Annotated in this window: 21 protein-coding genes and 1 pseudogene; 4 read left to right on the top strand and 18 right to left on the bottom strand. The window is 67.7% G+C overall.

Features of this window, described 5'->3' with window-relative positions; genetic code table 11:
• Positions 1 to 33 precede the first annotated feature (33 nt).
• Positions 34 to 351: a DUF2710 family protein gene (locus A5622_RS12885; protein ID WP_066861731.1), complete on the top strand. Its 318-nt coding sequence runs from the start codon at positions 34 to 36 to the stop codon at positions 349 to 351.
• Positions 352 to 552: 201 nt separating this feature from the next.
• On the opposite strand, the gene A5622_RS12880 is transcribed toward A5622_RS12885, so the two are convergent.
• Positions 553 to 1,326, bottom strand: a complete 774-nt coding sequence (locus A5622_RS12880; RefSeq protein ID WP_066861726.1) for a TIGR03084 family metal-binding protein — start codon at positions 1,324 to 1,326, stop codon at positions 553 to 555.
• A 50-nt stretch (positions 1,327 to 1,376) separates the two neighbouring features.
• Positions 1,377 to 2,709: pseudogene (locus A5622_RS12875) on the bottom strand (MFS transporter).
• Positions 2,710 to 2,806: 97 nt separating this feature from the next.
• On the opposite strand from A5622_RS12875, the gene A5622_RS12870 reads away from it, so the two are divergent.
• Entirely contained in the window at positions 2,807 to 3,415 is a 609-nt protein-coding gene (locus tag A5622_RS12870) for a YqgE/AlgH family protein (protein WP_156748789.1), read from the top strand.
• 21 nt (positions 3,416 to 3,436) lie between these two features.
• Here A5622_RS12870 and A5622_RS12865 read toward each other — a convergent pair whose 3' ends face one another.
• Both A5622_RS12865 and A5622_RS12860 read right to left on the bottom strand, forming a co-directional pair.
• Complete coding sequence (locus A5622_RS12865) at positions 3,437 to 3,778, bottom strand: hypothetical protein (RefSeq protein WP_066861720.1); 342 nt, start codon at positions 3,776 to 3,778, stop codon at positions 3,437 to 3,439.
• Between the two features lie 56 nt (positions 3,779 to 3,834).
• Positions 3,835 to 4,977, bottom strand: a complete 1,143-nt coding sequence (locus tag A5622_RS12860) for an LpqN/LpqT family lipoprotein (protein WP_066878929.1) — start codon at positions 4,975 to 4,977, stop codon at positions 3,835 to 3,837.
• Positions 4,978 to 5,160: 183 nt separating this feature from the next.
• Between A5622_RS12860 and leuS the strand changes: the two genes are divergently transcribed.
• Complete coding sequence (gene leuS / locus A5622_RS12855; protein WP_066878873.1) at positions 5,161 to 8,070, top strand: leucine--tRNA ligase; 2,910 nt, start codon at positions 5,161 to 5,163, stop codon at positions 8,068 to 8,070.
• A gap of 6 nt (positions 8,071 to 8,076) precedes the next feature.
• On the opposite strand, the gene A5622_RS12850 is transcribed toward leuS, so the two are convergent.
• The 14 genes from A5622_RS12850 to A5622_RS12785 all read right to left on the bottom strand — a co-directional run bounded on the left by A5622_RS12850 (position 8,077) and on the right by A5622_RS12785 (position 21,831).
• The gene (locus tag A5622_RS12850) at positions 8,077 to 8,748 is read right to left on the bottom strand and encodes an SDR family oxidoreductase (RefSeq protein ID WP_066878871.1); all 672 of its coding nucleotides are present in this window, start codon (positions 8,746 to 8,748) and stop codon (positions 8,077 to 8,079) included.
• A gap of 59 nt (positions 8,749 to 8,807) precedes the next feature.
• Complete coding sequence (locus A5622_RS12845) at positions 8,808 to 9,311, bottom strand: MarR family winged helix-turn-helix transcriptional regulator (RefSeq protein WP_066878870.1); 504 nt, start codon at positions 9,309 to 9,311, stop codon at positions 8,808 to 8,810.
• Between the two features lie 64 nt (positions 9,312 to 9,375).
• The gene (locus A5622_RS12840) at positions 9,376 to 10,125 is read right to left on the bottom strand and encodes an amino acid ABC transporter ATP-binding protein (RefSeq protein WP_066878868.1); all 750 of its coding nucleotides are present in this window, start codon (positions 10,123 to 10,125) and stop codon (positions 9,376 to 9,378) included.
• Positions 10,122 to 11,936: an ABC transporter substrate-binding protein/permease gene (locus tag A5622_RS12835; protein WP_066878866.1), complete on the bottom strand. Its 1,815-nt coding sequence runs from the start codon at positions 11,934 to 11,936 to the stop codon at positions 10,122 to 10,124. Before A5622_RS12835 ends, A5622_RS12840 begins: the two co-directional genes overlap by 4 nt.
• A gap of 50 nt (positions 11,937 to 11,986) precedes the next feature.
• A complete protein-coding gene (locus tag A5622_RS12830) occupies positions 11,987 to 12,727 on the bottom strand; it encodes a GntR family transcriptional regulator (protein WP_066861701.1) in 741 nt (246 codons plus the stop codon).
• Between the two features lie 120 nt (positions 12,728 to 12,847).
• The gene (locus A5622_RS12825) at positions 12,848 to 13,660 is read right to left on the bottom strand and encodes an LLM class F420-dependent oxidoreductase (RefSeq protein WP_066878864.1); all 813 of its coding nucleotides are present in this window, start codon (positions 13,658 to 13,660) and stop codon (positions 12,848 to 12,850) included.
• A gap of 15 nt (positions 13,661 to 13,675) precedes the next feature.
• Positions 13,676 to 14,590 carry an alpha/beta fold hydrolase gene (locus tag A5622_RS12820; RefSeq protein WP_066861694.1) on the bottom strand — a complete coding sequence of 305 codons (915 nt, stop codon included), beginning with the start codon at positions 14,588 to 14,590 and terminating at the stop codon, positions 13,676 to 13,678.
• A gap of 49 nt (positions 14,591 to 14,639) precedes the next feature.
• Positions 14,640 to 15,848, bottom strand: a complete 1,209-nt coding sequence (locus tag A5622_RS12815) for a DUF1214 domain-containing protein (RefSeq protein ID WP_066878862.1) — start codon at positions 15,846 to 15,848, stop codon at positions 14,640 to 14,642.
• Between the two features lie 2 nt (positions 15,849 to 15,850).
• On the bottom strand, positions 15,851 to 16,654 hold the full coding sequence (locus A5622_RS12810; protein WP_066861687.1) for a sugar phosphate isomerase/epimerase: 804 nt from the start codon (positions 16,652 to 16,654) through the stop codon (positions 15,851 to 15,853).
• A 1-nt stretch (position 16,655) separates the two neighbouring features.
• Positions 16,656 to 17,825 carry a sulfotransferase gene (locus A5622_RS12805; RefSeq protein WP_066878859.1) on the bottom strand — a complete coding sequence of 390 codons (1,170 nt, stop codon included), beginning with the start codon at positions 17,823 to 17,825 and terminating at the stop codon, positions 16,656 to 16,658.
• On the bottom strand, positions 17,822 to 18,949 hold the full coding sequence (locus tag A5622_RS12800; RefSeq protein WP_066861681.1) for an LLM class flavin-dependent oxidoreductase: 1,128 nt from the start codon (positions 18,947 to 18,949) through the stop codon (positions 17,822 to 17,824). The genes A5622_RS12805 and A5622_RS12800 overlap by 4 nt, the downstream gene beginning before the upstream one ends.
• A gap of 139 nt (positions 18,950 to 19,088) precedes the next feature.
• Positions 19,089 to 20,195, bottom strand: a complete 1,107-nt coding sequence (locus A5622_RS12795) for an inositol-3-phosphate synthase (protein WP_066861679.1) — start codon at positions 20,193 to 20,195, stop codon at positions 19,089 to 19,091.
• A gap of 56 nt (positions 20,196 to 20,251) precedes the next feature.
• Positions 20,252 to 20,794, bottom strand: a complete 543-nt coding sequence (locus tag A5622_RS12790; protein WP_066861963.1) for a PadR family transcriptional regulator — start codon at positions 20,792 to 20,794, stop codon at positions 20,252 to 20,254.
• Between the two features lie 158 nt (positions 20,795 to 20,952).
• Complete coding sequence (locus A5622_RS12785) at positions 20,953 to 21,831, bottom strand: DUF1707 domain-containing protein (RefSeq protein ID WP_066878858.1); 879 nt, start codon at positions 21,829 to 21,831, stop codon at positions 20,953 to 20,955.
• 4 nt (positions 21,832 to 21,835) lie between these two features.
• Here A5622_RS12785 and A5622_RS30750 point away from each other — a divergent pair.
• Positions 21,836 to 22,060: DUF5318 family protein (locus A5622_RS30750; protein WP_369829239.1), on the top strand; the 225-nt coding region annotated here is incomplete at its 3' end.

The raw sequence follows: 22,060 nt of genomic DNA, 5'->3' as shown, positions 1-22,060 counted from the left end.
ACGCTGGTCGGAGGGCTCGACGATACTGTCAGGGTGGCGGGTTCGGGCAGTCGCGCGAATCTCAGCGAGAAGGATCTCGTCGAATCGGTTCTTCGGGAACTGAGCGAGGCGGCCGACAAGTGGGAAGCCCTTGTGGCGCAGGCCGAAGCCGTCACCTACAGCGTCGACCTGGGCGACGTCTATGCGGTCGCGAATTCCGACGGCCGGCTGCTCGAGCTGACTCTGCATCCCGGGGTGATGACCGGGTACGGCCACGGAGAGCTGGCCGAACGCCTGAACCTCGCGATCACCGCGCTGCGCGAGGAAGCCGAGGCGGAGAACCAGGCGAGTTACGGCGGTCCCCTGCACTGACGCGTTTCACGCGCTCATCGGCCAGTTCACGCGCTCATCGCCCGGCGCTTGGGTTGATGGGCGCCGGCTCTCTTCGCGCGTTTCACGCGCTCATCGCCCGGCGCTTGCGTGATGGGCGCCGGCTCTCTTCGCGCGTTTGACGCGCTCATCGCCCGGCGCTTGGGTTGATGGGCGCCGGCTCTCTTCGCGCGTTTCACGCGCTCATCGCCCGGCGCCGGGAGGACCCGCGAAAGCCTGAGCTATTCGCAACCAGCGCTGAGCGTCGTCGCCCTCGGCGGTGATGTCGAGCGCGCTCAGCGGGCGTCGTTGGGTGACCAGGTAGCAGAAATCCTCAGCGGACCCGCGGACACTCTGCTCGGCATCGGGCGGCCCCCACGACCAGGTGTCGCCGCCGGGTCCGCGCAGCTCGACCAGGAACGGCTCGGGCGGCGGCGCCAAGTTGTTGACGGCGAAGGCGAAATCGCGAGTGCGGACCCCCAGGTGAGCGATCGACCGCAGGCGTTCAGTCGCCGGCCTCGTCACGCCCAGCGCGTCGGCGACATCGAGGCCGTGCGCCCAGGTCTCCATCAGCCGCGCAGTGGCCATCGATGCCGCACTCATCGGTGGGCCGAACCACGGAAGTTTGCGGCCCGCCTCGACCGTGAGCAGCGCCTCGTGCAGCCGTCCCCGGGTGACCCGCCAGTCGGCGAGCAGTTCGGCGGGCGTCAGGGCCGCCAGTTCTTCGGCGCCTTTGTCGACGAAGCCCGTCGGGTCCGCGGCCGCGCCCGCCAACACCTCGGCGAAGCCGGGTTCGTCGGTGACCGCGATCAGCGCGACCCGATCCGTCCACAGCAGGTGGCCGACCTGATGCGCGATGGTCCAGCCGGGCGCTGGAGTCGGATCGGCCCAGCGTTCGGGCGGCAACGGCGCCACCAGCTCGTCGAGCTCGTCGCTTTCGGCACGCAGGTCGTCGACCATGGGCGCGGGACCGGTCATCGGAGCCGCAGACTGTCGGGTACGGCCGTCGGACAAAGCACGCCTGTACCTTAGCGATCGTTCGCTTGCTCGCCGCGGCGCCCGATGACACCGTGCACGGCCAGCCCGACCAGGTACAGCACCGAGCCGAACAGCGCGAACGCGGGCGCGTGCCCGTCATCGGGAATCAAGATGCCGGCCACCGTGATCGAAACGATGAACGCGACCCAGAACAGCGCGTCCTGCACGGCGAACACGTGCCCGCGAAGGGCGTCGTCGACGTCTATCTGGATCGCGGTGTCGGCGCAGAGCTTGACCATCTGCCCGGTGACGCCGAGCAAGAAGCCGCACGCGACCATCACCGGAACCAATAGCTCGGCGCCGGCGACCTCGATGATCGCCGACGCCGCCAACGCGCCGTTGGCCGTCGCGTAGCGCCCCCACCGGCGTATCGCCGGCGGCGTCAGGACGTTGGCCAGAAAGGCGCCCAGCCCCGCGGCGCCGAAGAACAGTAAGGCCGTGCCGAATCCCCCGCCCTTGAGGTTTGGCATGTGATGGACCAGCAACAACACCAGCAGCGAGTTGATGCCGACGACCATCCGGTGGGCGGCCAGGCCGGACAGGGTGGCGGCGACCGTAGGGCGCTGTGCCACCGTGCGCGCACCGTGCAGCCAACCGGTGATCACCGCATAAATGACCGGCCCGTGGATCGCCCGCCAGGTGTCGTCGGGGCCCAGCACCCGGGCACCGAACCGCCACGACAGCAGCAGCGCGATCGACACCGGAACCGCGGTGATGAACACGATCGCCGACGCGCCCTTGTCGCTGGCGCCGAAGATGAAGCGGGGCACCAGCATGAAGTTCGCGCCGAAGAACGCCGCGATGGCCCCGCACGCGGTGGCGACCGAATTCATGGTCACCACCTGCTCGCGCGGCACCACATGCGGCAACGACGCCGACAGGCCCGACCCGACGAACCGGGCCAAACCGTTGGCGAACAGCGCACCCAGCAACAGCGGCAGGTCACCGGCGCGCACCGCCAGGATGGTGCCGATCGCGGCGATCAGGATCAGCCGGCCGATGTTGGCGCCGACCAGCACCAGCCGCCGGTCCCAACGGTCCATCAGCGCGCCGGCGAACGGGCCCAGCAGCGAATACGGCAGAAACAGAACCGTGAAGGCGCGGGCGATGGAAAGCGGATCCGCGGCCCGGTCCGGGTTGAACAGCAGCGCCCCGGCCAGCGCCGCCTGAAACAAGCCGTCGCCGAACTGGCTCGCCACGCGCACCTGCAACAGGCGCCAGAAATCGGGCAAACCGCGCACCGACCGCCAAATCTCGACGGGTGCGCTGGACTGCATCCGGGTGGGGATCACCGAAACCGACTTCCAGGATTGGGGTTGGCAAAGCTCGCGCGATCAGAGCGGTCCCAACCACAGTACAAATCTCCTGGGCCTACCCCCGCGATTGCCCTGGGCCACGATGCACCGGATGCGATGATGGTCTGGTGCCCCCGCAGGAGGATCCAGAGGACTACGTAGCACCCGCCGCGCAACGGGTGCGCGCGGGCACTTTGCTGCTCGCCAACACCGATCTTCTCGAGCCGACGTTTCGGCGCAGCGTGATCTACATCGTCGAGCACAACGACGGAGGCACGCTGGGTGTCGTGCTCAACCGCTCCAGCGAAACCGCGGTCTACAACGTGTTGCCGCAATGGACCAAGCTCTCGGCCAAGCCAAAGACGATGTTCATCGGCGGACCGGTGAAGCGCGACGCCGCGCTGTGCCTGGCGACGCTGCGCGTTGGCGCCGATCCCGGGGACGTGCCGGGCTTGCGGCACGTGGACGGCCGGGTGGTCATGGTTGATCTGGACGCCGACCCCGAGCTGATCGCGCCGCTGGTCGAAGGGGTGCGGATCTTCGCGGGCTACTCGGGCTGGACTATCGGTCAGCTCGAAGGCGAGATCGAACGCGACGACTGGATTGTGTTGTCCGCCTTGCCATCCGACGTACTGGTCGGACCGAGGTCCGACCTGTGGGGCCAGGTGTTGCGGCGCCAGCCGCTGCCGCTGTCGCTGCTGGCTACCCACCCCATCGACATCAGCCGCAACTAGGGCCGCTCCCCCGGTTTTCGTTCAGGGGCACGACTGCGTGCAGCCGACGCAGCTGCCGGCGCAGGCGGGCGCCGCCGCTTCCTGACGCAGCGCGAAGCGGGCGCTCTGCCACGAGCCCGCGGCCAGCGTTCCCAGCGCGCCCACCACGCACACGATGAGTACCACCAGTGCGGTGTCCGGGACGGCGGCCATGGCGACCGCGCCGCCGGCGGCCAACATCACCGCCGCCGCCAACTGGGTCGGCGCCATCGCGCGCAGCGCCAACGCAGTGGCACCGACGTTTTGGTTGTGCGCCAGCGACCAGGTGCCGAACCCCGCCGAGGCCACCGCCGCACACATGCACAGCACGCCCGCAATCAGCATGGGGTCACAATACGAGCCGGGTGACCGACCCGCGAATCCGGCTCGGCGAGGCGTCCTCAGTGCTGCAGGAACGAGAAGTTCGGCAGCGGGGGCAGGCCCGGCACCATGGCCAGCAGGCTGGGAGCGTGCTGCTGGGTCAACGTCGGCGTTTGCGCGGGCAGTCCGACGGGAGCCGCCGGCGCGGTCTGGGCGAGCGGTACCAGCGGCGCCGCGCCGGGCGCCGGAGCGACCGGAGCCACGGGAGCCGTAACCGGTGCCGGGGCGACCGGGGCCACGGGAGCCGCGGCCGGTGCCGGGGCGACCGGGGCGGCGGCGGGCGCCTGAGCCGGCAATCCCACCGGCGACGCGGCGGGTGCCTGGGCCGGGGCCGGCGCGGTCGCACCGGGTGCGCTCACCCGGAATCCGTTGACGATGGCGTCGGTGGCCGGTGCGTCGGCGACACTCACCGCGCGATCGGTGGTCACCGCCAGTGACACGAGGTAGTTGTCGTGCCCCGACGTGGCGATGACGTGGCGCCGCGACGTGTTGAGGGTGAGGTCACCGTCGCGGTACGTGCCCTCGACGATCGACGACGGGAAGCCGCCGAAGTCGGTCATCGCCGCGTTGGTCGGCTGCCACGCCGGAAGCTTCTGGCTGTCGACGTAACCGTGGGTGATGGCCTCCCTCGGATCGAAGGCGCCGACCAGTTTGTACACCACGACCTGCGCGTTCGAGGAATAGATACTGCTGCCCTGCCGGTCGGCGATCACCGCGAACGCATCGGGCACGTTGGGATCGGGCACCTGGGTCCAGCGGGCGGGCACCGGCAGGGTGATGTCGAGCGCCTTGAAGCCCTGCGGCTTCTGCGGCTCGAACTTCACGCCCTTGGACTGCAGGAATTCGCGGATCGTTCCCGACGTCGCGGGAGCCGGAGCCGGCGCCGCCGGTGTGACCGCGGCCGGGGCCGTCGTTCCGGGGGCCGTGGCGGTAGCCGGCGGGACGATCTGGTTGCCGGCGGGCGGGGCCGCGAGATATCTGCTCGGCGGCACCAGCTCGGGCCCGAGGTTCTGCGGTGCCGGCGCGGGAACCGCGGGGACGGGCGCAGGCGCTGGGGGCAACGGGTCTGCCGATGCCGTGCCGCCCGCAACAACCGCCAGGCCCATCAGGCCAGCGACCATACCGCCGAGGAGTGCCCGGTGGACGGGGACGATCTCAATCATCTGCGTCGGTCCTTCCAATGGCTGCCTACCAGAAGCCGTCGATAGGGGCTGACTGTAACTAGAGGTCAAAGGCGGTGAATAGGCTCGAAACACACCTGGGATGAACCTCTGATCGGCGCGCAACGGAACCGAGACCAACCTGTGGCCGGCGTACTCGCCGTGTCGCCCTTATACCCTGTTCAGGTGACCGACTCCCCGACCACCTCGCCGGCAAGCAACTCCGGCGCCGCCACGCCCGACTCCGACGCGCCGCCATATCGCTACACGGCGGCGCTGGCGGGTCGCATCGAGGGCGTGTGGCAGGAGAACTGGGCGAAGCTCGGCACCTTCAACGTGCCCAACCCGGTCGGTTCGCTGGCGCCGGAAGACGGATCCCCGGTGCCGGACGACAAATTGTTCGTGCAGGACATGTTCCCGTACCCGTCGGGGGAGGGCCTGCACGTCGGGCACCCCCTCGGTTACATCGCGACGGACGTGTACGCCCGCTATTTCCGGATGACCGGCCGTAACGTGTTGCATGCGTTGGGGTTCGACGCCTTCGGGCTGCCGGCAGAGCAGTACGCGGTGCAGACCGGCACCCATCCGCGCACCCGGACCGAGGCCAACGTCGTCAATTTCAAGCGCCAGCTGGGACGGCTGGGTCTCGCTCACGACAGCAGGCGCAGCTTCTCCACCACCGACGTCGAGTTCTACAAGTGGACCCAGTGGATCTTTTTGCAGATCTACAACGCCTGGTTCGACACCGCCGCCAACAAGGCCCGCCCCATCGCGGAGCTGGTCGCCGAGTTCGAGTCCGGGGCCCGCCGCCTCGAGGACGGCCGGGACTGGGCCGGGCTCTCGGCGGGGGAGCGGGCCGACGTGATCGACGGCCACCGGCTGGTCTACCGGGCCGACTCGATGGTGAACTGGTGCCCCGGTCTGGGCACCGTGCTGGCCAACGAAGAGGTCACCGCCGACGGCCGCAGCGACCGCGGCAACTTCCCGGTGTTCCGGAAACGGTTGCGGCAGTGGATGATGCGAATTACCGCCTACTCTGATCGGTTGCTCGACGACCTCGAAGTGCTGGACTGGCCGGAGCCGGTCAAGACCATGCAGCGCAACTGGATCGGCCGGTCCACCGGTGCCAAGGCGCTGTTTGCGGCGACCAAGGCCGATGGCGAGACGGTCGACATCGAGGTGTTCACCACCCGGCCCGACACGTTGTTCGGCGCTACCTACTTGGTGCTGGCCCCCGAACACGACCTGGTCGACGAGTTGGTCGCCGCCGCCTGGCCGGACGGCACCGACCCGCGCTGGACGTATGGCGCTGAGACGCCCGGTGCGGCCGTCGCCGCCTACCGGCAGGCGATCGGGTCGAAGTCAGACCTCGAACGCCAGGAGAGCAAGGCCAAGACCGGTGTCTTCCTGGGCGGTTACGCCGCCAACCCCACCAACGGCAAACCGGTGCCGATCTTCATCGCCGACTACGTGCTGGCCGGGTACGGCACCGGGGCCATCATGGCGGTCCCGGGCCACGACCAGCGCGACTGGGACTTCGCCCACGAGTTCGGCCTGCCCATCGTGGAAGTCATTGCGGGCGGCGACATTTCGGAGGCGGCCTACGCCGGTGACGGGGTGCTGGTCAACTCCGGCTACCTCGACGGTCTGGATGTGGCCGCGGCCAAGGAAAAGATCACCGCACGCCTGGAGGCCGAAGGCCGCGGCTGGGCGCGCGTCGAATTCAAGCTGCGCGACTGGCTTTTCGCGCGCCAGCGGTACTGGGGTGAACCGTTCCCCATCGTCTACGACGCCGACGGGCGTGCGCACGCACTCGACGAGGCCGCACTGCCGGTCGAACTGCCCGACGTGCCGGATTACTCACCCGTGCTGTTCGATCCCGATGACGCCGACAGCGAGCCCTCACCGCCGCTTGCCAAGGCCACCGAATGGGTGCACGTCGAGCTGGATCTGGGCGACGGCCTGAAGCCCTACACCCGGGACACCAACGTGATGCCGCAGTGGGCCGGCAGCTCCTGGTACGAACTGCGCTACACCGATCCACATAACTCGGAGCGGTTCGCCGCCTTGGAAAACGAGGCCTACTGGATGGGTCCGCGCCCGGCCGAGCACGGGCCGCAGGATCCCGGTGGCGTCGACCTGTACGTCGGCGGCGCCGAACACGCGGTGCTGCACCTGCTGTATGCGCGGTTCTGGCACAAAGTCTTGTACGACCTGGGCCACGTAAGCTCTCGCGAGCCCTATCGCCGGCTGGTCAACCAGGGTTACATCCAGGCCTTCGCCTACACCGACGCGCGAGGGTCGTACGTGCCGGCCGAAGAGGTGGTCGAGCGGGACGGCCGTTTCGTCTATCCGGGGCCCGGGGGAGAGGTCGAAGTCTTCCGAGAGTTCGGCAAAATCGGTAAGAGCCTGAAGAATTCGATCTCACCCGACGAGATCTGCGACGACTACGGCGCCGACACCCTGCGGGTCTACGAGATGTCGATGGGCCCGCTGGAGGCGTCCCGGCCCTGGGCCACCAAGGACGTCGTCGGAGCCCACCGTTTCCTGCAGCGCGTGTGGCGTCTGGTCGTCGACGAGCAGACCGGCGACACCCGCGTGGTAGACGGGCCCGCCCGGGAGTTGGCGACCGGGACGCTGCGAGTGCTGCATCGGACCATCGCCGGCGTCGCGGAAGACTATGCGGCACTGCGGAATAACACCGCTGCGGCCAAACTGATCGAATACACCAACCATCTCACCAAGGAGCACCGCGACGCGGTGCCACGCGCGGCGGTCGAGCCGCTGGTGTTGATGTTGGCGCCCTTGGCCCCGCATATGGCCGAGGAGCTGTGGCTGCGCCTGGGTCACGAGACCCCGCTGGCGCACGGTCCGTTCCCGATCGCCGATCCCGCTTTTCTGGTCGACGACACCGTGGAGTACCCGGTCCAGGTCAACGGCAAGGTCCGCGGCCGAGTCGTGGTGGCCGCCGATGCCGATCAGGACACGCTGAAGGCCGCCGCGCTCGCCGATGAAAAGGTCCAGGCGTTCCTGGCGGGCGCCACCCCGCGCAAGGTGATCGTGGTCGCCGGCCGGCTGGTCAACCTGGTCGTCTAGCGCCGACTAGCGCCCGGTGGGTCGCAGCATCAGTTCGTGGACGTGGCCGTCGGGCGGGGTGTTCACCGCATGGACGACCGCGGCCGCGACCGTTTCGGGTTTCAAGAAGTTGGCCGGGTCGTAGCTGCCGCCCTCGAACTCGACGAGTTCGCGCTGCATATCGCTGTCGGTCCGGCCCGGATAGATCGTCGTCACCCGCAACTCCGGTTCGTCGCTGCGCAGCGAATCCGCGAAGGCGCGCAGCGCGAACTTGCTGGCCGAATAGGAAGCCATGCCCCGCGAGGCGGTGCGCCCGGCGCCGGAGTTGATGAACACCACCTGGCCGCGCGCCCGTCGCAGCGCCGGCAGCAGCGCGAGCGTAAGTTCTACCGGCCCAAAGACGTTCACGGCGAAGGTGGCACGCCACTCGTCGATATGCGAGTCCGAAACGCTGCCGGGTATGGCCAATCCGGCGTTGTGCACCAGCACGTCGAGTTCGTCCACGATTTCGCAGGCGGCTTCGATGTCGCCGGAGTCGGTGAGGTCCAGCGGAAAGGTGGTGGCGCCGAGCCGCTCGGCGACCCCGTCGAGCCGATCGGAGGGTCGCCCGGCCAGCAGCAGGGTGTGGGTGGGGGTCGGCGCCGCGGCGATGGCCGAACCGATACCGCCGCCGGCGCCGGTGATGAGTGCATTGGGCATGCCCGGCAGTTTACCGACAGCCGCGATCGCAGGCGGAAACCATTGAGAGGACGGGCTTTTCAGGCTTCCTTGCGCGCGGGCGGCACGCCGGCGGGCCCGGACGTCGGATCGCCGGAGGCCAGCCGTTCCAGCGGCGCCAGCGCCTGCGTCAGGGTGTTGAGGTCGGAGGTCGGGAGCTGGCTCAGCATCGCGGCCAGGCTGGCGCGCCGATTGGCCAGCGACTCACCGTGAACGGCACGCCCCCGTGGCGTGATGTCCACGAGCACCGCTCGCAGGTCGGACGGGTCGCGGGAACGCTTGACCAGCCCGATCTTTTCCAGGCGCCGGATCGCCACGGTCGTGGTGGGGGTTCGCACCCGTTCGTGTGCGGCGAGATCGGTCATTCGAATCGGGCCCTGGTCGAGCAGGGTCACCAGGATCGACAATTGCGCCAGGGTCAGCTCCCCGGCGGCCGCGCCGCTGGGGTCGCCGCGGCGGAGAATCGCAAATAATTTGGACAGCGCCCGGTGCAAACCTTCGGCGAGCTCGGCTACCTCGGCCGGGTTCGTTTCGCTGTCTGCCATAAATCGGGAGTCTATCCCGATATGAGGTGCTTACGAGGGAGCTATTGCCCACCAGTTAGTGGGATCAAAGCACTTGGGACAAAAACCGCTGCAGCCGTTGGGTCTCGGCCGCTTCGAATATCTGCTCGGGCGGTCCAGATTCCACAACCTTGCCGTGATCCATAAACACCACGGCGTCGGACGCCGACCGCGCGAAACCCATTTCGTGGGTTACCACAACCATTGTCATGCCATCGGCGCCGAGGTCGGCAATGAGTTGCAGTATTCCTTTGACCATTTCCGGATCCAGCGCCGAGGTCGCCTCGTCGAAAAACATCACCTGGGGAGCCATCGCCAACGCGCGCGCGATCGCCACCCGCTGTTGTTGGCCGCCGGACAGCATGCTGGGGCGTGCAGCGGCCTTGTGCTTCAGGCCAACTCGGTCCAGTTGTGCCATCGCCAGGTCGCGCGCCTCGTCGGCGGGCAGGCGGCGCAACTTCCGGGGCGCCATCGCCACGTTGTCCAGCACGCTGCGGTGCGGGAACAGGTTGAAATGCTGGAACACCATGCCGATCCGCTGGCGGAGCTCGTTGGGATCGTCGCGCAGCACCGACCTGCCGTCCAGCAGAATGTCGCCGCTGTCAGGCTCATACAGGCGGTTGAGCGTGCGCAGCAGTGTCGACTTGCCCGAGCCGGATGGCCCGATGATCGCCACGGTGCTGCCGGCGGGTGCCTCGATGTCGACGCCGCGCAGCACCTTGCTCCCGCCCAGAGTTTGGTGAACGTCTTTGGCCGCCAGCGACACTGACGCACGCCCGTGGATGCCGGAGGTCACGTGATCTCCTGGCCGAACGTCGTCACGAGCATGTCGGCATCGTCTGCTGGCGCGGCGGCCCGTCGTCCGCGGCGAAGCCGGTTGTCGATGTAGTTGACCAAATGCGTTAGCGGAATGGTCAATAGCAGGTAGAAGAGGCCGGCGGCCACCAGCGGTGACAGGCTGCCGGTTTGGGCGTTGAGATCCCGTCCCACCTGGAACAGCTCTCGCTGATCGGCGATCAGTCCGAGGAAGTACACCAGCGCGGAGGCCTTCAGCAACCCGATGGCCTGATTGACCAGGGCGGGCAGGACGCGCCGGATTCCCTGCGGTACCACCACCAGCCGCATCGCGGTGACGTAGCTGAAGCCAAGGGCCCGGGACGCTTCCAGTTGTCCCGGGTCGACGCTTTGGATCCCGGAGCGCAGGATCTCGCCGATGTAGGCGGCGGCCATCAGTCCCAGTGCGGCGATGCCGAGCGGGTACGGGTTTTTGTTGGTCAGGCCGCTGACCAATGGGCCGATGCCCATCCCGATGAGCAGGATGATCACCACTTCGGGCAGGCCGCGGAAGATGTCGGTGTACACCCGCGCCGGCCAGCGCAGCCAGCGCCGGTGCGAGATTCCGGCCATCGCGAGCACCATGCCGAACACCAGACCGATCGCGAGGGCGCTGTTGGTCAGGATCAGGGTGTTGGGCAACCCGGTGGTGAACAACATCGGGATCGCTTGCCGGTACATGTCCCAGTCGAAGAACGAATCACCCAGCTGGGCCAGTGGTGATTTCGGGGCGGGCGGCCCCGCCGATGAGCGGTGTCGTTTGGCGATCGCGGCGAAGTCCGGCAACTGGGGGAGGGGCGCGGCTTTGGAGCCGGGTTTCCAGCCGGGCGGCAGCGACCGCGGCACCCACTGGCTGTACAGGTGCGCCCAGGTGCCGTCGGCGATGACGGCGTCCAGCCCGGAATTGAGCGCGTCGATCAACGGCTTGTTGCCCTGAGCGACCGCGTAAGCCACGAAATTGCCTGGGCTGTAGGTGTTTGCGGTGACCACCGCCGGATCGCCCGGGCGAATGACGGTCGCCGCGAGGGTTCCCGGCGCCACCCACGCATCGATCTGGCGGCTCTTGAGGCTGGCGTACAAGGTGGCGAAGCCGGGATACTTCACCGGTTGCAGGTGCAGGACGTCGACGACGTACGACTCCTCAACGGTGCCCTGCACGACGCCGATGCGTTGGCCGGCCGCGAGGTCGCTGAATTTATGGATGGCGGACCCGGGCGGCACCACCAGCGAATAGAAGCCGAAGTCGTAGCCGTTGGTGAACGAAACCGTGCGCCGCCGGGCGTCGGTGGCTTTCACCGCTGCCGAACCGACGTCGAAGCGCCGCGACGCCACCTGGGCCAGCAGCGCGGAGAAGTCGGTGCTGACGAAGCGGACCTGCAGACCCAGCTTGTCGGCGATGGCGCGCAGCAGTTGGTTGTCGAAGCCGCTGAACTCGCCGGTGGGGTTGATGCAGATGTTGGGTGGGGCGTCCGACAGCGTGCCGACCGTCAGTACTCCCGGCACCCCGAGGCCCAAGGCGCCGGCGTCGACCGCGCCGAGTGGCTCGACCGACGCCGTCGTGTCGCGGTCGTCCTCACCGGTGGTCGGGTTGTCGGTCACGTCCTTGGGCAGGGCCCGGGCGCTCTCCACCCCGGCCGGCGCGCATTGATTCCAGTCCGCGGCAGCGGGCGTCATCGGTCCGGCCAGCGCGAGCCCGCAAACCATGAGAATTGTCGCGGCCAGGGCGAAGGCCCTTCCGCGGCGCTTGGTGTGCCGGACCACGCGCAAACTCATCAGTGTCACCGTAACGATTGAACGGCGACGCGGCCCGGTCAGCGTCGGTTCTACAGCGCCAGCGACGCTTCGCCGCAGATCGTGTCGGCGTCGGCGATTACCTGCAGTGGCCCGGCGACGACCCGGCTGACATCGTCGGGTGGTGTGAAGACCCGCCGCCGGTACAGTTCGGCGAGCATGGTCTGGGCCATCAGGTAGGAACGGTCGACGCACGCCGCCCGCGCGGCTTCGGGGTCACGTCGGTGTATTGCCGAGGTCTCATCCTCGTAGAACGGCAGCATCTCGTCGCGCCCGCCCTGATAGGTGGTCCAAAAGAGGCGGGGGATGAGGTTCTGTGAGGCGCGGATGGTGGCGTGCAGACGCGGTCCGGCGTACTCGTCGTTGACGGTGCGCCGATACTCGGCCGCGATGTCGGTGAAGGCGCGCGAATCCTTGGCGGTGCGCAGCGAGCGCATGAGCGAATCCAGCTGTCCGATGATCCGCGGCGTGGGATTGGTGGCCGCGCGTGCGGAGGCAATCCCATTGAGCAGCCCGTCGAGCTCGTGATGCTCGAGGACGGTGGCTTCATCGAACCTCTCGACGAAGGCGCCTCGGTGGTAACGCGTGGACACAATGCCGTCGTGTTCGAGTTGGACCAACGCCTCTTGAATGGGCACCCGGCTCACGCCGAGGCCCAGTGCAATTTCGTTGCGGTCGACGCGGTCCCCGCTGCGCAGCTTTCCGGTCAACAACAGGTGGAGAATGTGCGAAACAACCAGGTCCTTTTCTTTGACCCCGTATTTCTTCGGCATCGTTTTGTTGCGTCTCTTTCCCACCGGGTTTGACCATCTGGCGGTGAGAGTTTCTCATGAATTGCCGCGCGTGTTTCGGTGTTTGGCCAATGAACCTGGGGCGAACGCGGCGCGGCCGGTTTAACGACTATTGCGCCACTTGCATAGCGCTTCGGCGGCGGTCAGGTCGTAGTCCGGGCCGTTGACGCCCACGGTCAGCAGCGTGACCCCCAGCGCGGTGAGGCCTTCGGCGTTGGCGATCAACCCGTCGAGGCCCTCGCCGCGACGAACTCCGCTGTTGTCCTCGACGCCGGCCGACCTCTCGATGGTGGACGGGTCGCGCCCGACGGCCGCGCAATGCTCTTCCAGCACGGCGGCCGCCGCCGGGTAGGTGTCGACGGTGGTGAAGCCGTGCCAGATGTCGCCGTACTCCGCGACCATCCGCAGGGTCTTCCGCGGGCCCTTACCGCCGATGAGGATCGGGATGTCGCGGGTGGGAGCCGGGTTCAGTTTGGTCAGCCGACTTCGGATCCGGGGCAGTGCGGTCGCCAGGTCGTCCAGGCGGCTGCCCGCGGTGCCGAATTCGTAGCCGTACTCGTCGTAGTCCCTTTGTTTCCAACCCGAACCGATACCCAGGATGAGCCGGCCGTCGGAAATGTGGTCGACGGTGCGGGCCATATCGGCCAGCAGCTCCGGATTCCGATAGGAGTTGCAGGTCACCAGCGCGCCGATCTGAATGCGCGAGGTCTGCTCGGCCCAGGCGCCGAGCATCGTCCAGCATTCGAAGTGTGCGCCGTCGGGGTCGCCGTAGAGCGGAAAGAAGTGGTCCCAGTTGAAGGCGATGTCGACGCCGATGTCCTCGCAGCGGCGCACCGCGTCGCGGATCTGGCCGTACTGGGGAGCGTGTTGCGGCTGTAGCTGGACACCGATGCGGATTCCGAACTCAGAGGTCATGGGACCACCGTAGGCTCAGCGCGCGTCGAGCACCCCACGCAGGATGTCGATCAGCGCGCGCGGCTGGTCACTCTGCACGGAGTGGCCCGAATTCTCCACGACGTGCGTCGAGCGGAAATGCCTTGCGCGACGGGCAAGTTCGGCCGCGTCCTCGTCGCTGACGAATCCCGATGAGCCACCGCGCACCAACGTCACGGGCGCGGACAAGGCGTCGACATCGTCCCACAGCCCGGCGAAATCGGGGAAGGTGCGGATGGCGTCGTAGCGCCACGTCCAGTTGCCGTTGTCCAGCTTGCGCGAGTTGTGAAAGACGCCGCGGCGCAGCGCCTTCACCTCGCGGTGCGGCGCGGCGGCGACCGTCAAGTCGAGCATGGCCTGGAAGCTGGGGAACTCGCGTTCTCCGTGCATCAGCGCCACGGTGCCCTGCTGCTCCTTGGTCATCTCGGAATGCCGTTGCAGCGCCGACGGAGTGACGTCGATCAGCACAAGCTCATCGACCAGCTCGGGCGCCACCGCGCCCACCCGGATCGCCGTCAGCCCGCCCAGCGACATGCCGACGACGAGGTCGGCGGAGGCCGCATGCTCGCGCAGGATCGGCAGCAGGGCGTCGGCGTTGCGCTGCGGGGAGTAGTCGCCGTCCTCGCGCCAGGCGGAGTGGCCGTGGCCGGGCAGGTCGACCGCCAGGGCGGGCTCGCCGAGGCCGACGATGATGGTGTCCCAGGTGTGCGCGTTCTGCCCACCGCCGTGCAGAAACACGATCCGCGGGGCGGTGCTGCCCCAGCGCAGTGCGCTGATCCTGGCTTCGCCCGTGCCGGACTCGACCCGCTCGCCGTCGGGCAGCGGGCCGGAGACCCCGGCCTGCTCGGCGTTTTCGGACAGCAGCGAGAATTCGGAAAGCCCGGCCAGTTCGTCTTCGGAGATCTCGGTCACGATCTTTGACCCTAGACCCGGCGTCTAGGGGCGGGCCGCCACCACCGGGCTAGAGGACGTAACGGCGGCGAATGCCGTGGAAGCGTTCCCACATCGCGGCGGCGCGCTGCGATGCGCCCACCATGGCGGTGTCCACGGGCAGGGCGCCGAGCAGGTCGGCGTGCTTGACCACCCGGGTGTCCAGCACGGCGGGCTCGCCCTCGAGCATGTGCCGGTAGGTCAGGTTGCCGCGCTCGAAGCCCTGGGTGTCCAGCCAGTTGTGCACGCCGGGATCACGGTGAGCCATAACCAGCCGGATCCGGCCGTCGTGGTCGATCTTGGTGCGGCTCGGCGTATAGCTCACCGGCCGGTATAGGTAATCCATGCTGTTGAAGAAGACGCCCATGTTGGTGAACATCCACAGCCCGTCGTGCGCAGCGAATTCGACGATCAGCGCCTCGTCGGGCGCCAGCTCCCAATACATGTTGGCGGCGGCGCGCCCGCGCTTGCTGTCGGCGTCGGTCGCTCCGACACGCGGGAAGGCGTTCGGGTGCTCGGCATCGACACCCCCGTATTTGAACGGGAACTCGGGCCAATCGGACATCAGGCCGGTGACGAAATCACCGGCCCAGCTCATCGCCTCGACCATGTCGGCGGGCGTGGGCAACGGCTTAGGGGAGTCCATGTCGACGCGTTCGATGCGAAGCTGCGCCGGCGACTCATCCCAGCGGTCAAAACCCTGCCGGATGAATAACTTTCGTGACTCCGGCGTGGTCGGCAGCCAGTTCGGCCCGCGCTCCGGGCCGCCGATGTACAGCTCGAATCGCCCGTCGGCGCCGACGTCGAGTTGATGGCCGAGCAGGTTGGCCTGTGGGGTGTCGCCGAACGGTTCGTGCAAGACGCCCGGGCCGGGTGTGCGCCGCCCTTGGACGGTGACGTTGAAAAACCGCGAGGTGCCGCGGGTGCCGGTCAGCCGATAGGTCGACTGCCCGTCGATCCAGGCTTGTTGATAGGTGAAGTCGGCGCAGTCGCCGCCGAGCTTGCGGGTCGGGCCGCAGAAGGTGTGCAGCACCGGGTAACCGGTGTCGCGGGTTTCGAGGGCCAGATCGAAGGCCTGGCCGAGGTTCTGCGTGAGGAACCGGTAGGCGTCAACGCGCTGCAGCGCGGCGGCGGGGTTGGCGTCTTTGAAGACCTGTTCGCCCGCGCGTTGCAGCCGGGCGCAGAAATCGGTCCACGCCGATTGCAGCGCCGCGTCGTCGGAGCCTTCGCCGAAACCCATTGTCACGCACCCAATCTCTGCAGCATCGCCCCGATGACGTCGCACGCTCGTCGCGCGGACTGCAGGCGGCCCTGCGCTTCGATGCGGGGACCGATCAGTTCCAGGTCGAATCCATGTGCATAGCCGCCGGCCAGCGCCTGGGCGACGAACGCTTCGATTGGAATCGCGCCGTCGCCCGGCACCGCGCGACCCGGCAGCGCGCGGTCGCCCAGCACGTAGTCGCTGAGCTGGATGAGCTCGGTTCGTGGCAATGCCCGCTGCACCATTGCCTCGAAATCGCCCTCCGCCCAGCAGTGGAACAGCTCGATGCAGACGCCGAGCCCGCTCATCTCGGCCAGGGCGACGGTATCGCGCAGGGTGTGGGCGAGATGAATGTCGGCGTAGAGGCTCGACGCGTTCTCGATCGCCAGCGCCACGCCCGCCTGCTTCGCGTGCTCCACGCAGGGTGCGATCATGGCGCAGAAGCGATCGGCGGCGTGCTGCCAGGCCAGTGCGCCCCGACCCCCGGTCAACATGTAGATCACGCGCGCCCCTACCGCGGCCGCGGCGTCGATCACCGTCAGCAGCGCGTCGCGCGCCACCTCTGCGCGGGTGTCCAGCCGGCCATCACCGAAGATGTGGCAGACCGCCTCAACCGTATAGTCGTTGCGCTGCAGAAGCTTTGGAAGTTGCGGATCAAGGACCTGGCTGTCCAGGATGCTCAGCCGCGACACTCCCAGCGCCGCCCAGTGGGCCTCCAGCGTGGTCAGCGGCTCGCCGTAGAAGGTGACGCTGTGCACCGACAGCCGTTTGTGCGTCGCCGCCATGTCAGCCGCGGTTCTCGATCTGGACGCCGAATCGCTCACGGAAGGGCCGGAATTCGGCGTGCAGCGCATCGAGGTCTTCGCCGATGTCGGTCAGCAGTTGCGTGGAGTAGCGGAATTTGCCGTATCGGTCGCCGCGGTTGTGGGCCAGGTAGTCGCGCATGGCGGATTCGGCTTCGGGTGTGACCCGACGTCCGGCGAATGCGTAGTAGCGCTGCACCGTCGCAATCTGATCGGCAATGAAATCGGTGTACCGGATGTGCAGGATGCGCGGGTCGTCGACCCAGGGGTTGCTCATCGTGTTGGCGACGCTGGCGCGGGTCAGCTCCAGGTGCATCTTGGCCAAGGCGTGCAGGTCGACGGGACCGACCATGCCCTCGGCGATGTCGGCCATCATCATGGTGCGCGATGCGGCGACCTGAACCGGGTCGCGGTGCAGCCAGACCAGGGTGGCGTCGGGGTAGGTGTCGAACATCTCCTTGAGGCGGAATCCGTGGAAACCCTTCAGCACCCAGTACTTTCGCGGGCGGGCGTACTGCAGTTGTTGCAGCATGGCCTTGTGTAACCGGTATTGTGCGGCCGGGTCGGTGGCCAGTCCGCCGACCAGCGACTGCATGGGCACCCGCCACCACGCGGTGGGGGTCATCACCCGAAAGTCGAACGCCCAGGTTCGTTCGTCTTCGGGCAGCCCGTCGCCCAGCATGTCGTTGTAAGGGTGACTGTGCAGCCATTTCGGCATCTTGGCGTTGATCTCACGCCAGTCGGCGTCGGCCCGCGCCCGGCGGTCGTCATCGGGCGCGGCCAGGCCCGGCGGCGGTGACGGGTACATCACCTCCCAGAAGCGCAGTGCGCGGGCGTTCGGGTCAACCGACATCAGGGCGTGCATAAGCGTTGTCCCCGAGCGTGGTTCGCCGGTGACGAACATCGGCGACTCGATCACTTCGGCGCCGATCGGGTAGCGGTTGCGGTCCTCGATGAGCTCCAGGCGCGACGTCAGCAGCCAGCGACACACCTGCGCGGCCTCGAAACGGCCGTCGGCATCCATGCCCAGGCCGTTGAGGTGGTCGACGGCCACGGCGAAGCGTTCCGGCAGGGTGGGGTCGCCGTAGTCGCGCAACCCGGTTTCGGCCTCGGCGGCGGCGAGCATCTCTGCGGCGTCCAGACGTGCAGTCACGACGGGCCTCCGCAGAGGCGCACCAGCTCATCCTCGGCCGCAAGGACATTCGCGGCCGAAGCCTGTGCGTATTTCAACCCGGCCATGGCGCCGTAGTCGAGTATTTTCGGCACGCGCAGGCCCGCGTCCACGTAGGTCTTGACGATCTTGGCGACCTCTTTCGGTGTGCCATGCGGCACGACGGCCAGCACCATCTCGGGCCGCGCGTTGTCCAGAAATTCCAGGATTCGCTCCCGGGTGAGTACGGCCGGGTCGATGTCTTGGAATCCCCGCCAGCCCTCGCCCATGGGGTGTTCGAAGCCGAAGTCGTGCAACGTTTTTGCCGAGACCTGTAGCAGGAAGGCCTTGACCAGGGGAGCCTGCAGGATCTCGGCGAGGGCCTCGTCGTCCGCACCGATCAGGCAGACCTGGATGAAGCAGGGCGTGATCGCCAGGGGGTCGCGGCCGGCGCGTTCGGCGGAGCTTCGCACCGCGGCGAGCATCTGGGCGTAGTGGTCGGGAGTCCAGGCACCCGCCGGCCACCAGCCATCGGCGTACCGGCCCGCGATGTCGAGCATCCGCGGGCCGCTGGCGCCGATCCAGATCGGCGGTACCCGGCCCCCATAGGGTTCGGTGTCCAATCGGGCGTGGTGGAGCTGGTAGAACTGGCCGTCGAAGTCGACCGGCCCGTCACTGCGCCACAGCAGCTGGATCACCGCCAGCGCTTCCTCGAACCGGCTGACCGAACGCGAGAAGTCGAAGCCGTAGGGCAGCGTGTTCTCGCTCTCGCCGCTGCCCAACCCGAGGATGAAGCGCCCCTTGGCCAGGTGATCGATGGTCAGCGCGGTTTGGGCGAGCAGCGCGGGATGGCGGCGCACGGTATCGACGACCGCGCTGACCAGGGGGACCCGTTCGGTCAGCACGGCCGCCGCGGCCGCCACCGCGAGTCCGTCCAGGTGGCGGTGCGGTGACGGGGAAGCCGTGGCCAGGTCGGTGAACTCGGGCGTCCAGATCGAGTCGGGCCAGAAGCTGACCATGTGATCGGGCAGCCAGATGGAGTGATACCGGCCGCTGTCGAGTTCCGCGAGCCGGGACAGGTCGAGGGGAAGCGTCGTGCGGAGGAAAGCCGCGGGCTGAACGGTCATCGAGACATGATGCTAAGCACCTGCACAGCATCGTGTCGATGATTTGGTCCCAACGGCCGCGAGCGTAACGCTGTGGCGGATTCTCGAGATGAAAATCGCCGTGGCGTTACGCTCGCGACACGGTGGTGCGTGGAGGGGCTCAGCCCTCGATGATGAATTCTTCGAGCTGGGCGCGCGCGATGTCGTCGGGCAGCTGCTGCGGCGGGCTCTTCATCAGGTACGCCGACGCCGGGATCACCGGGCCGCCGATGCCGCGGTCCTTGGCGATCTTGGCGGCACGCACCGCATCGATGATGACGCCCGCGGAGTTCGGCGAGTCCCACACCTCGAGCTTGTACTCGAGGTTCAGCGGCACGTCGCCGAAGGCGCGGCCCTCCAGCCGCACGTAGGCCCACTTGCGGTCGTCGAGCCAGCCGACGTGATCGGAGGGGCCGATGTGCACGTCCTTGGTCTTGAACTCGCGCTGCAGGTTGGAGGTCACGGCCTGCGTCTTGGAGATCTTCTTGGACTCCAGCCGCTCGCGTTCGAGCATGTTGAGGAAGTCCATGTTGCCGCCGACGTTGAGCTGCATGGTGCGGTCCAGCTGCACGCCGCGGTCTTCGAACAGCTTGGCCATCACGCGGTGGGTGATGGTCGCGCCGACCTGGCTCTTGATGTCGTCACCGACGATGGGCACGCCGGCGTCGGCGAACTTCTTGGCCCACACCGGGTCCGAGGCGATGAACACCGGCAGGGCGTTGACGAACGCCACGCCCGCGTCGATGGCGCACTGGGCGTAGAACTTGTCGGCCTCTTCGGAGCCGACCGGCAGGTAGGAGACCAAAACGTCGACGTTGGCCTCGCGCAGCGCCTGGACCACATCGACTGCCTCGACGTCGGAGACCTCGATGGTGTCGGCGTAGTACTTGCCGATGCCGTCCAGCGTCGGGCCGCGCTGCACCGTCACGTTGAGGGGCGGCACGTCGGCGATCTTGATGGTGTTGTTCTCCGACGCGAAGATCGCCTCGGACAGGTCGAAGCCGACCTTCTTGGCGTCCACGTCGAACGCGGCGACGAACTTCACGTCGCGGACGTGGTACTGGCCGAACTTCACGTGCATCAAGCCGGGCACGGTGCTGTTCGGGTCGGCGTCGTAGTAGTACTGCACGCCCTGAACCAGCGAAGACGCGCAGTTACCGACGCCGACAATGGCGACTCGTACCTCCGACTGCGCTTCTGCCGCCTTCGGCGGTTGGTTCTCACTCATAAGGGCGTTCTCCTAACCTCTGACCTCTGACTGGGATGCTGGGTTCGTGCAGGGGGTTACGTTTGCTCGGAGAGGCCGGGCATCGCCCGCTCCGCAGCGATGAGCTCGTTGAGCCATTTGACTTCGCGCTCACTGGACTCGAGCCCCAATTGATGAAGCTGACGGGTGTAGCGGTCGAACGAGCTACTGGCCCGCGCAACTGCTTCGCGCAGACCTTCCCGCCGTTCCTCGACCTGACGGCGGCGGCCTTCCAGAATGCGCATGCGCGCCTCTGCCGGAGTCCGGTTGAAGAACGCCAGGTGTACCCCGAAGCCGTCGTCGGTGTAGTTGTGGGGACCGGTGTCGGCCACCAGCTCACCGAAGCGCCGGCGGCCTTCGTCGGTCAGCTGGTAGACGCGCCGGGCCCGCCGGACCGGCGTCCCGGCCGGGGCGGCGTCCTCGGCGATCAACCCGTCGGCCTGCATGCGGCGCAGGGCCGGGTAGAGCGAACCGTAGGAAAACGCCCGGAACGCGCCGAGTAGACCGGTCAGCCGTTTGCGCAACTCGTAGCCGTGCATGGGCGATTCGATCAGGAGACCGAGGATGGCAAGCTCCAGCAATCGAATCACCTCCCTGAGAGTTTTGCGTGGCTGGTTACGACGGTCCGACGCCTCGCGCAATCGTATCGTCTCGATATATTAGCCACAACACCACCGGCTGTTGGTTTGCAGTTCGTCACAGTGCAGGGGTGTGAAATGTGCGCCGGGGGGACCGGTCTTTACGTCGGCAGGCTCATCTGCTTGACGGTGCCGTCGCCGGTGAAGGAGATGTAGCCGCCGCCGTAATCGCTGGAGACATACAGCGACAGCGTGAGGGCCCCCGGCGTGGTCGGGTCGGTTGCCGGCTCGACGATCAAGTACGTGGTCTTCACGTCGGAGGGCTTCATGCGCAGCGTCTGCGGGGCGCCGCGCATGATGCCGACGGTCTTCGTGACGTCGAACTTGCTCAGGTCGACCGGGACTGGGCCGTCCGAAGAACTCTTGGCCGAGCTGGTCGGATCGCCCCAGCCGCCGCGGTAGGTATAGGCCAGCACCCGGCGGTCGTCCGAAGGGTCCGGCCGGTCCAGCGACGCGTAGGTCGGGTAGATCACCAACCGGTAGCCCATGGTCTCGCCGAATCGTTTGCGCATCTGTTCGAGCAGTCCGGTGAGCCCGCCGACCGAGTGCAGCTGGGTGGGCGGCGTCAACACCACGGCGCTGACTCCGTCGGGCTTGGCTCCCGGGTCGGCGGTGAAGTCCAGCGGCGAGCGGGTGTTGCCGTACAGGCCCCACCCGATCCCCATGCCCAACAGCACGGACACGACGAATGCGGCGGCCAGCACTCCCCACCCGCCGACTTGGGGCACCTTGTGGCGCGAGTCAAGCGCCGGCAACTGCCGCCCGGAGTTGGTTTGCAGGTCGCTCACCAGGGCACGCAAGTCGCCCAACGTCACCGCCTTGGTGGCCGCGCTGACCCTCTCCCGGTGCTCCTCGGCGGAGAGCTCACCGTCGGCCAGCGCGTCATCGAGGACCGTGCAGGTGTCTTGGCGATCGGTGTCCTTGGCGCGGGTAGTCGTGGTCACCCCGCCGGCCAGCGGTGCCCCGAGCCATTTCGCCACGGGGATGATCGTAGAAGTCCGGTGTCGGTTTGGCGCAGAAATCACCGTCGAGTGCCCGGGCCCGACCGCCACGGTTTCGGTTGCGTATCACTGCTCGGGATGGCGACGTACTCTGGTGGGCGTGCGACTGCAGCGACAAGTGGTGGATTACGCGCTCCGGCGGCGCTCACTGCTGGCCCAGGTGTACTCGGGCCGGACGGGTGTCTCCGAGGTCTGCGACGCGAACCCG

The sequence above is a fragment of the Mycobacterium sp. 1245801.1 genome (genome assembly GCF_001673055.1).
Lineage (GTDB): Bacteria > Actinomycetota > Actinomycetes > Mycobacteriales > Mycobacteriaceae > Mycobacterium > Mycobacterium europaeum_A.
Note: the sequence above shows the minus strand (reverse complement) of the source record. Positions and strands in the feature narration are given on the sequence as shown.

Excerpts from the sequence above, each read along its gene's own strand:
- A5622_RS12880 (WP_066861726.1), bottom strand. The coding sequence starts at position 1,326 with ATGACCGGTCCCGCGCCCATGGTCGACGACCTGCGTGCCGAAAGCGAC.
- A5622_RS12865 (WP_066861720.1), bottom strand. The coding sequence starts at position 3,778 with ATGCTGATTGCGGGCGTGCTGTGCATGTGTGCGGCGGTGGCCTCGGCG.
- A5622_RS12860 (WP_066878929.1), bottom strand. The coding sequence starts at position 4,977 with ATGATTGAGATCGTCCCCGTCCACCGGGCACTCCTCGGCGGTATGGTC.
- A5622_RS12850 (WP_066878871.1), bottom strand. The coding sequence starts at position 8,748 with ATGCCCAATGCACTCATCACCGGCGCCGGCGGCGGTATCGGTTCGGCC.
- A5622_RS12845 (WP_066878870.1), bottom strand. The coding sequence starts at position 9,311 with ATGGCAGACAGCGAAACGAACCCGGCCGAGGTAGCCGAGCTCGCCGAA.
- A5622_RS12835 (WP_066878866.1), bottom strand. The coding sequence starts at position 11,936 with ATGAGTTTGCGCGTGGTCCGGCACACCAAGCGCCGCGGAAGGGCCTTC.
- A5622_RS12830 (WP_066861701.1), bottom strand. The coding sequence starts at position 12,727 with ATGCCGAAGAAATACGGGGTCAAAGAAAAGGACCTGGTTGTTTCGCAC.
- A5622_RS12825 (WP_066878864.1), bottom strand. The coding sequence starts at position 13,660 with ATGACCTCTGAGTTCGGAATCCGCATCGGTGTCCAGCTACAGCCGCAA.
- A5622_RS12815 (WP_066878862.1), bottom strand. The coding sequence starts at position 15,848 with ATGGGTTTCGGCGAAGGCTCCGACGACGCGGCGCTGCAATCGGCGTGG.
- A5622_RS12810 (WP_066861687.1), bottom strand. The coding sequence starts at position 16,654 with ATGGCGGCGACGCACAAACGGCTGTCGGTGCACAGCGTCACCTTCTAC.
- A5622_RS12800 (WP_066861681.1), bottom strand. The coding sequence starts at position 18,949 with ATGACCGTTCAGCCCGCGGCTTTCCTCCGCACGACGCTTCCCCTCGAC.
- A5622_RS12795 (WP_066861679.1), bottom strand. The coding sequence starts at position 20,195 with ATGAGTGAGAACCAACCGCCGAAGGCGGCAGAAGCGCAGTCGGAGGTA.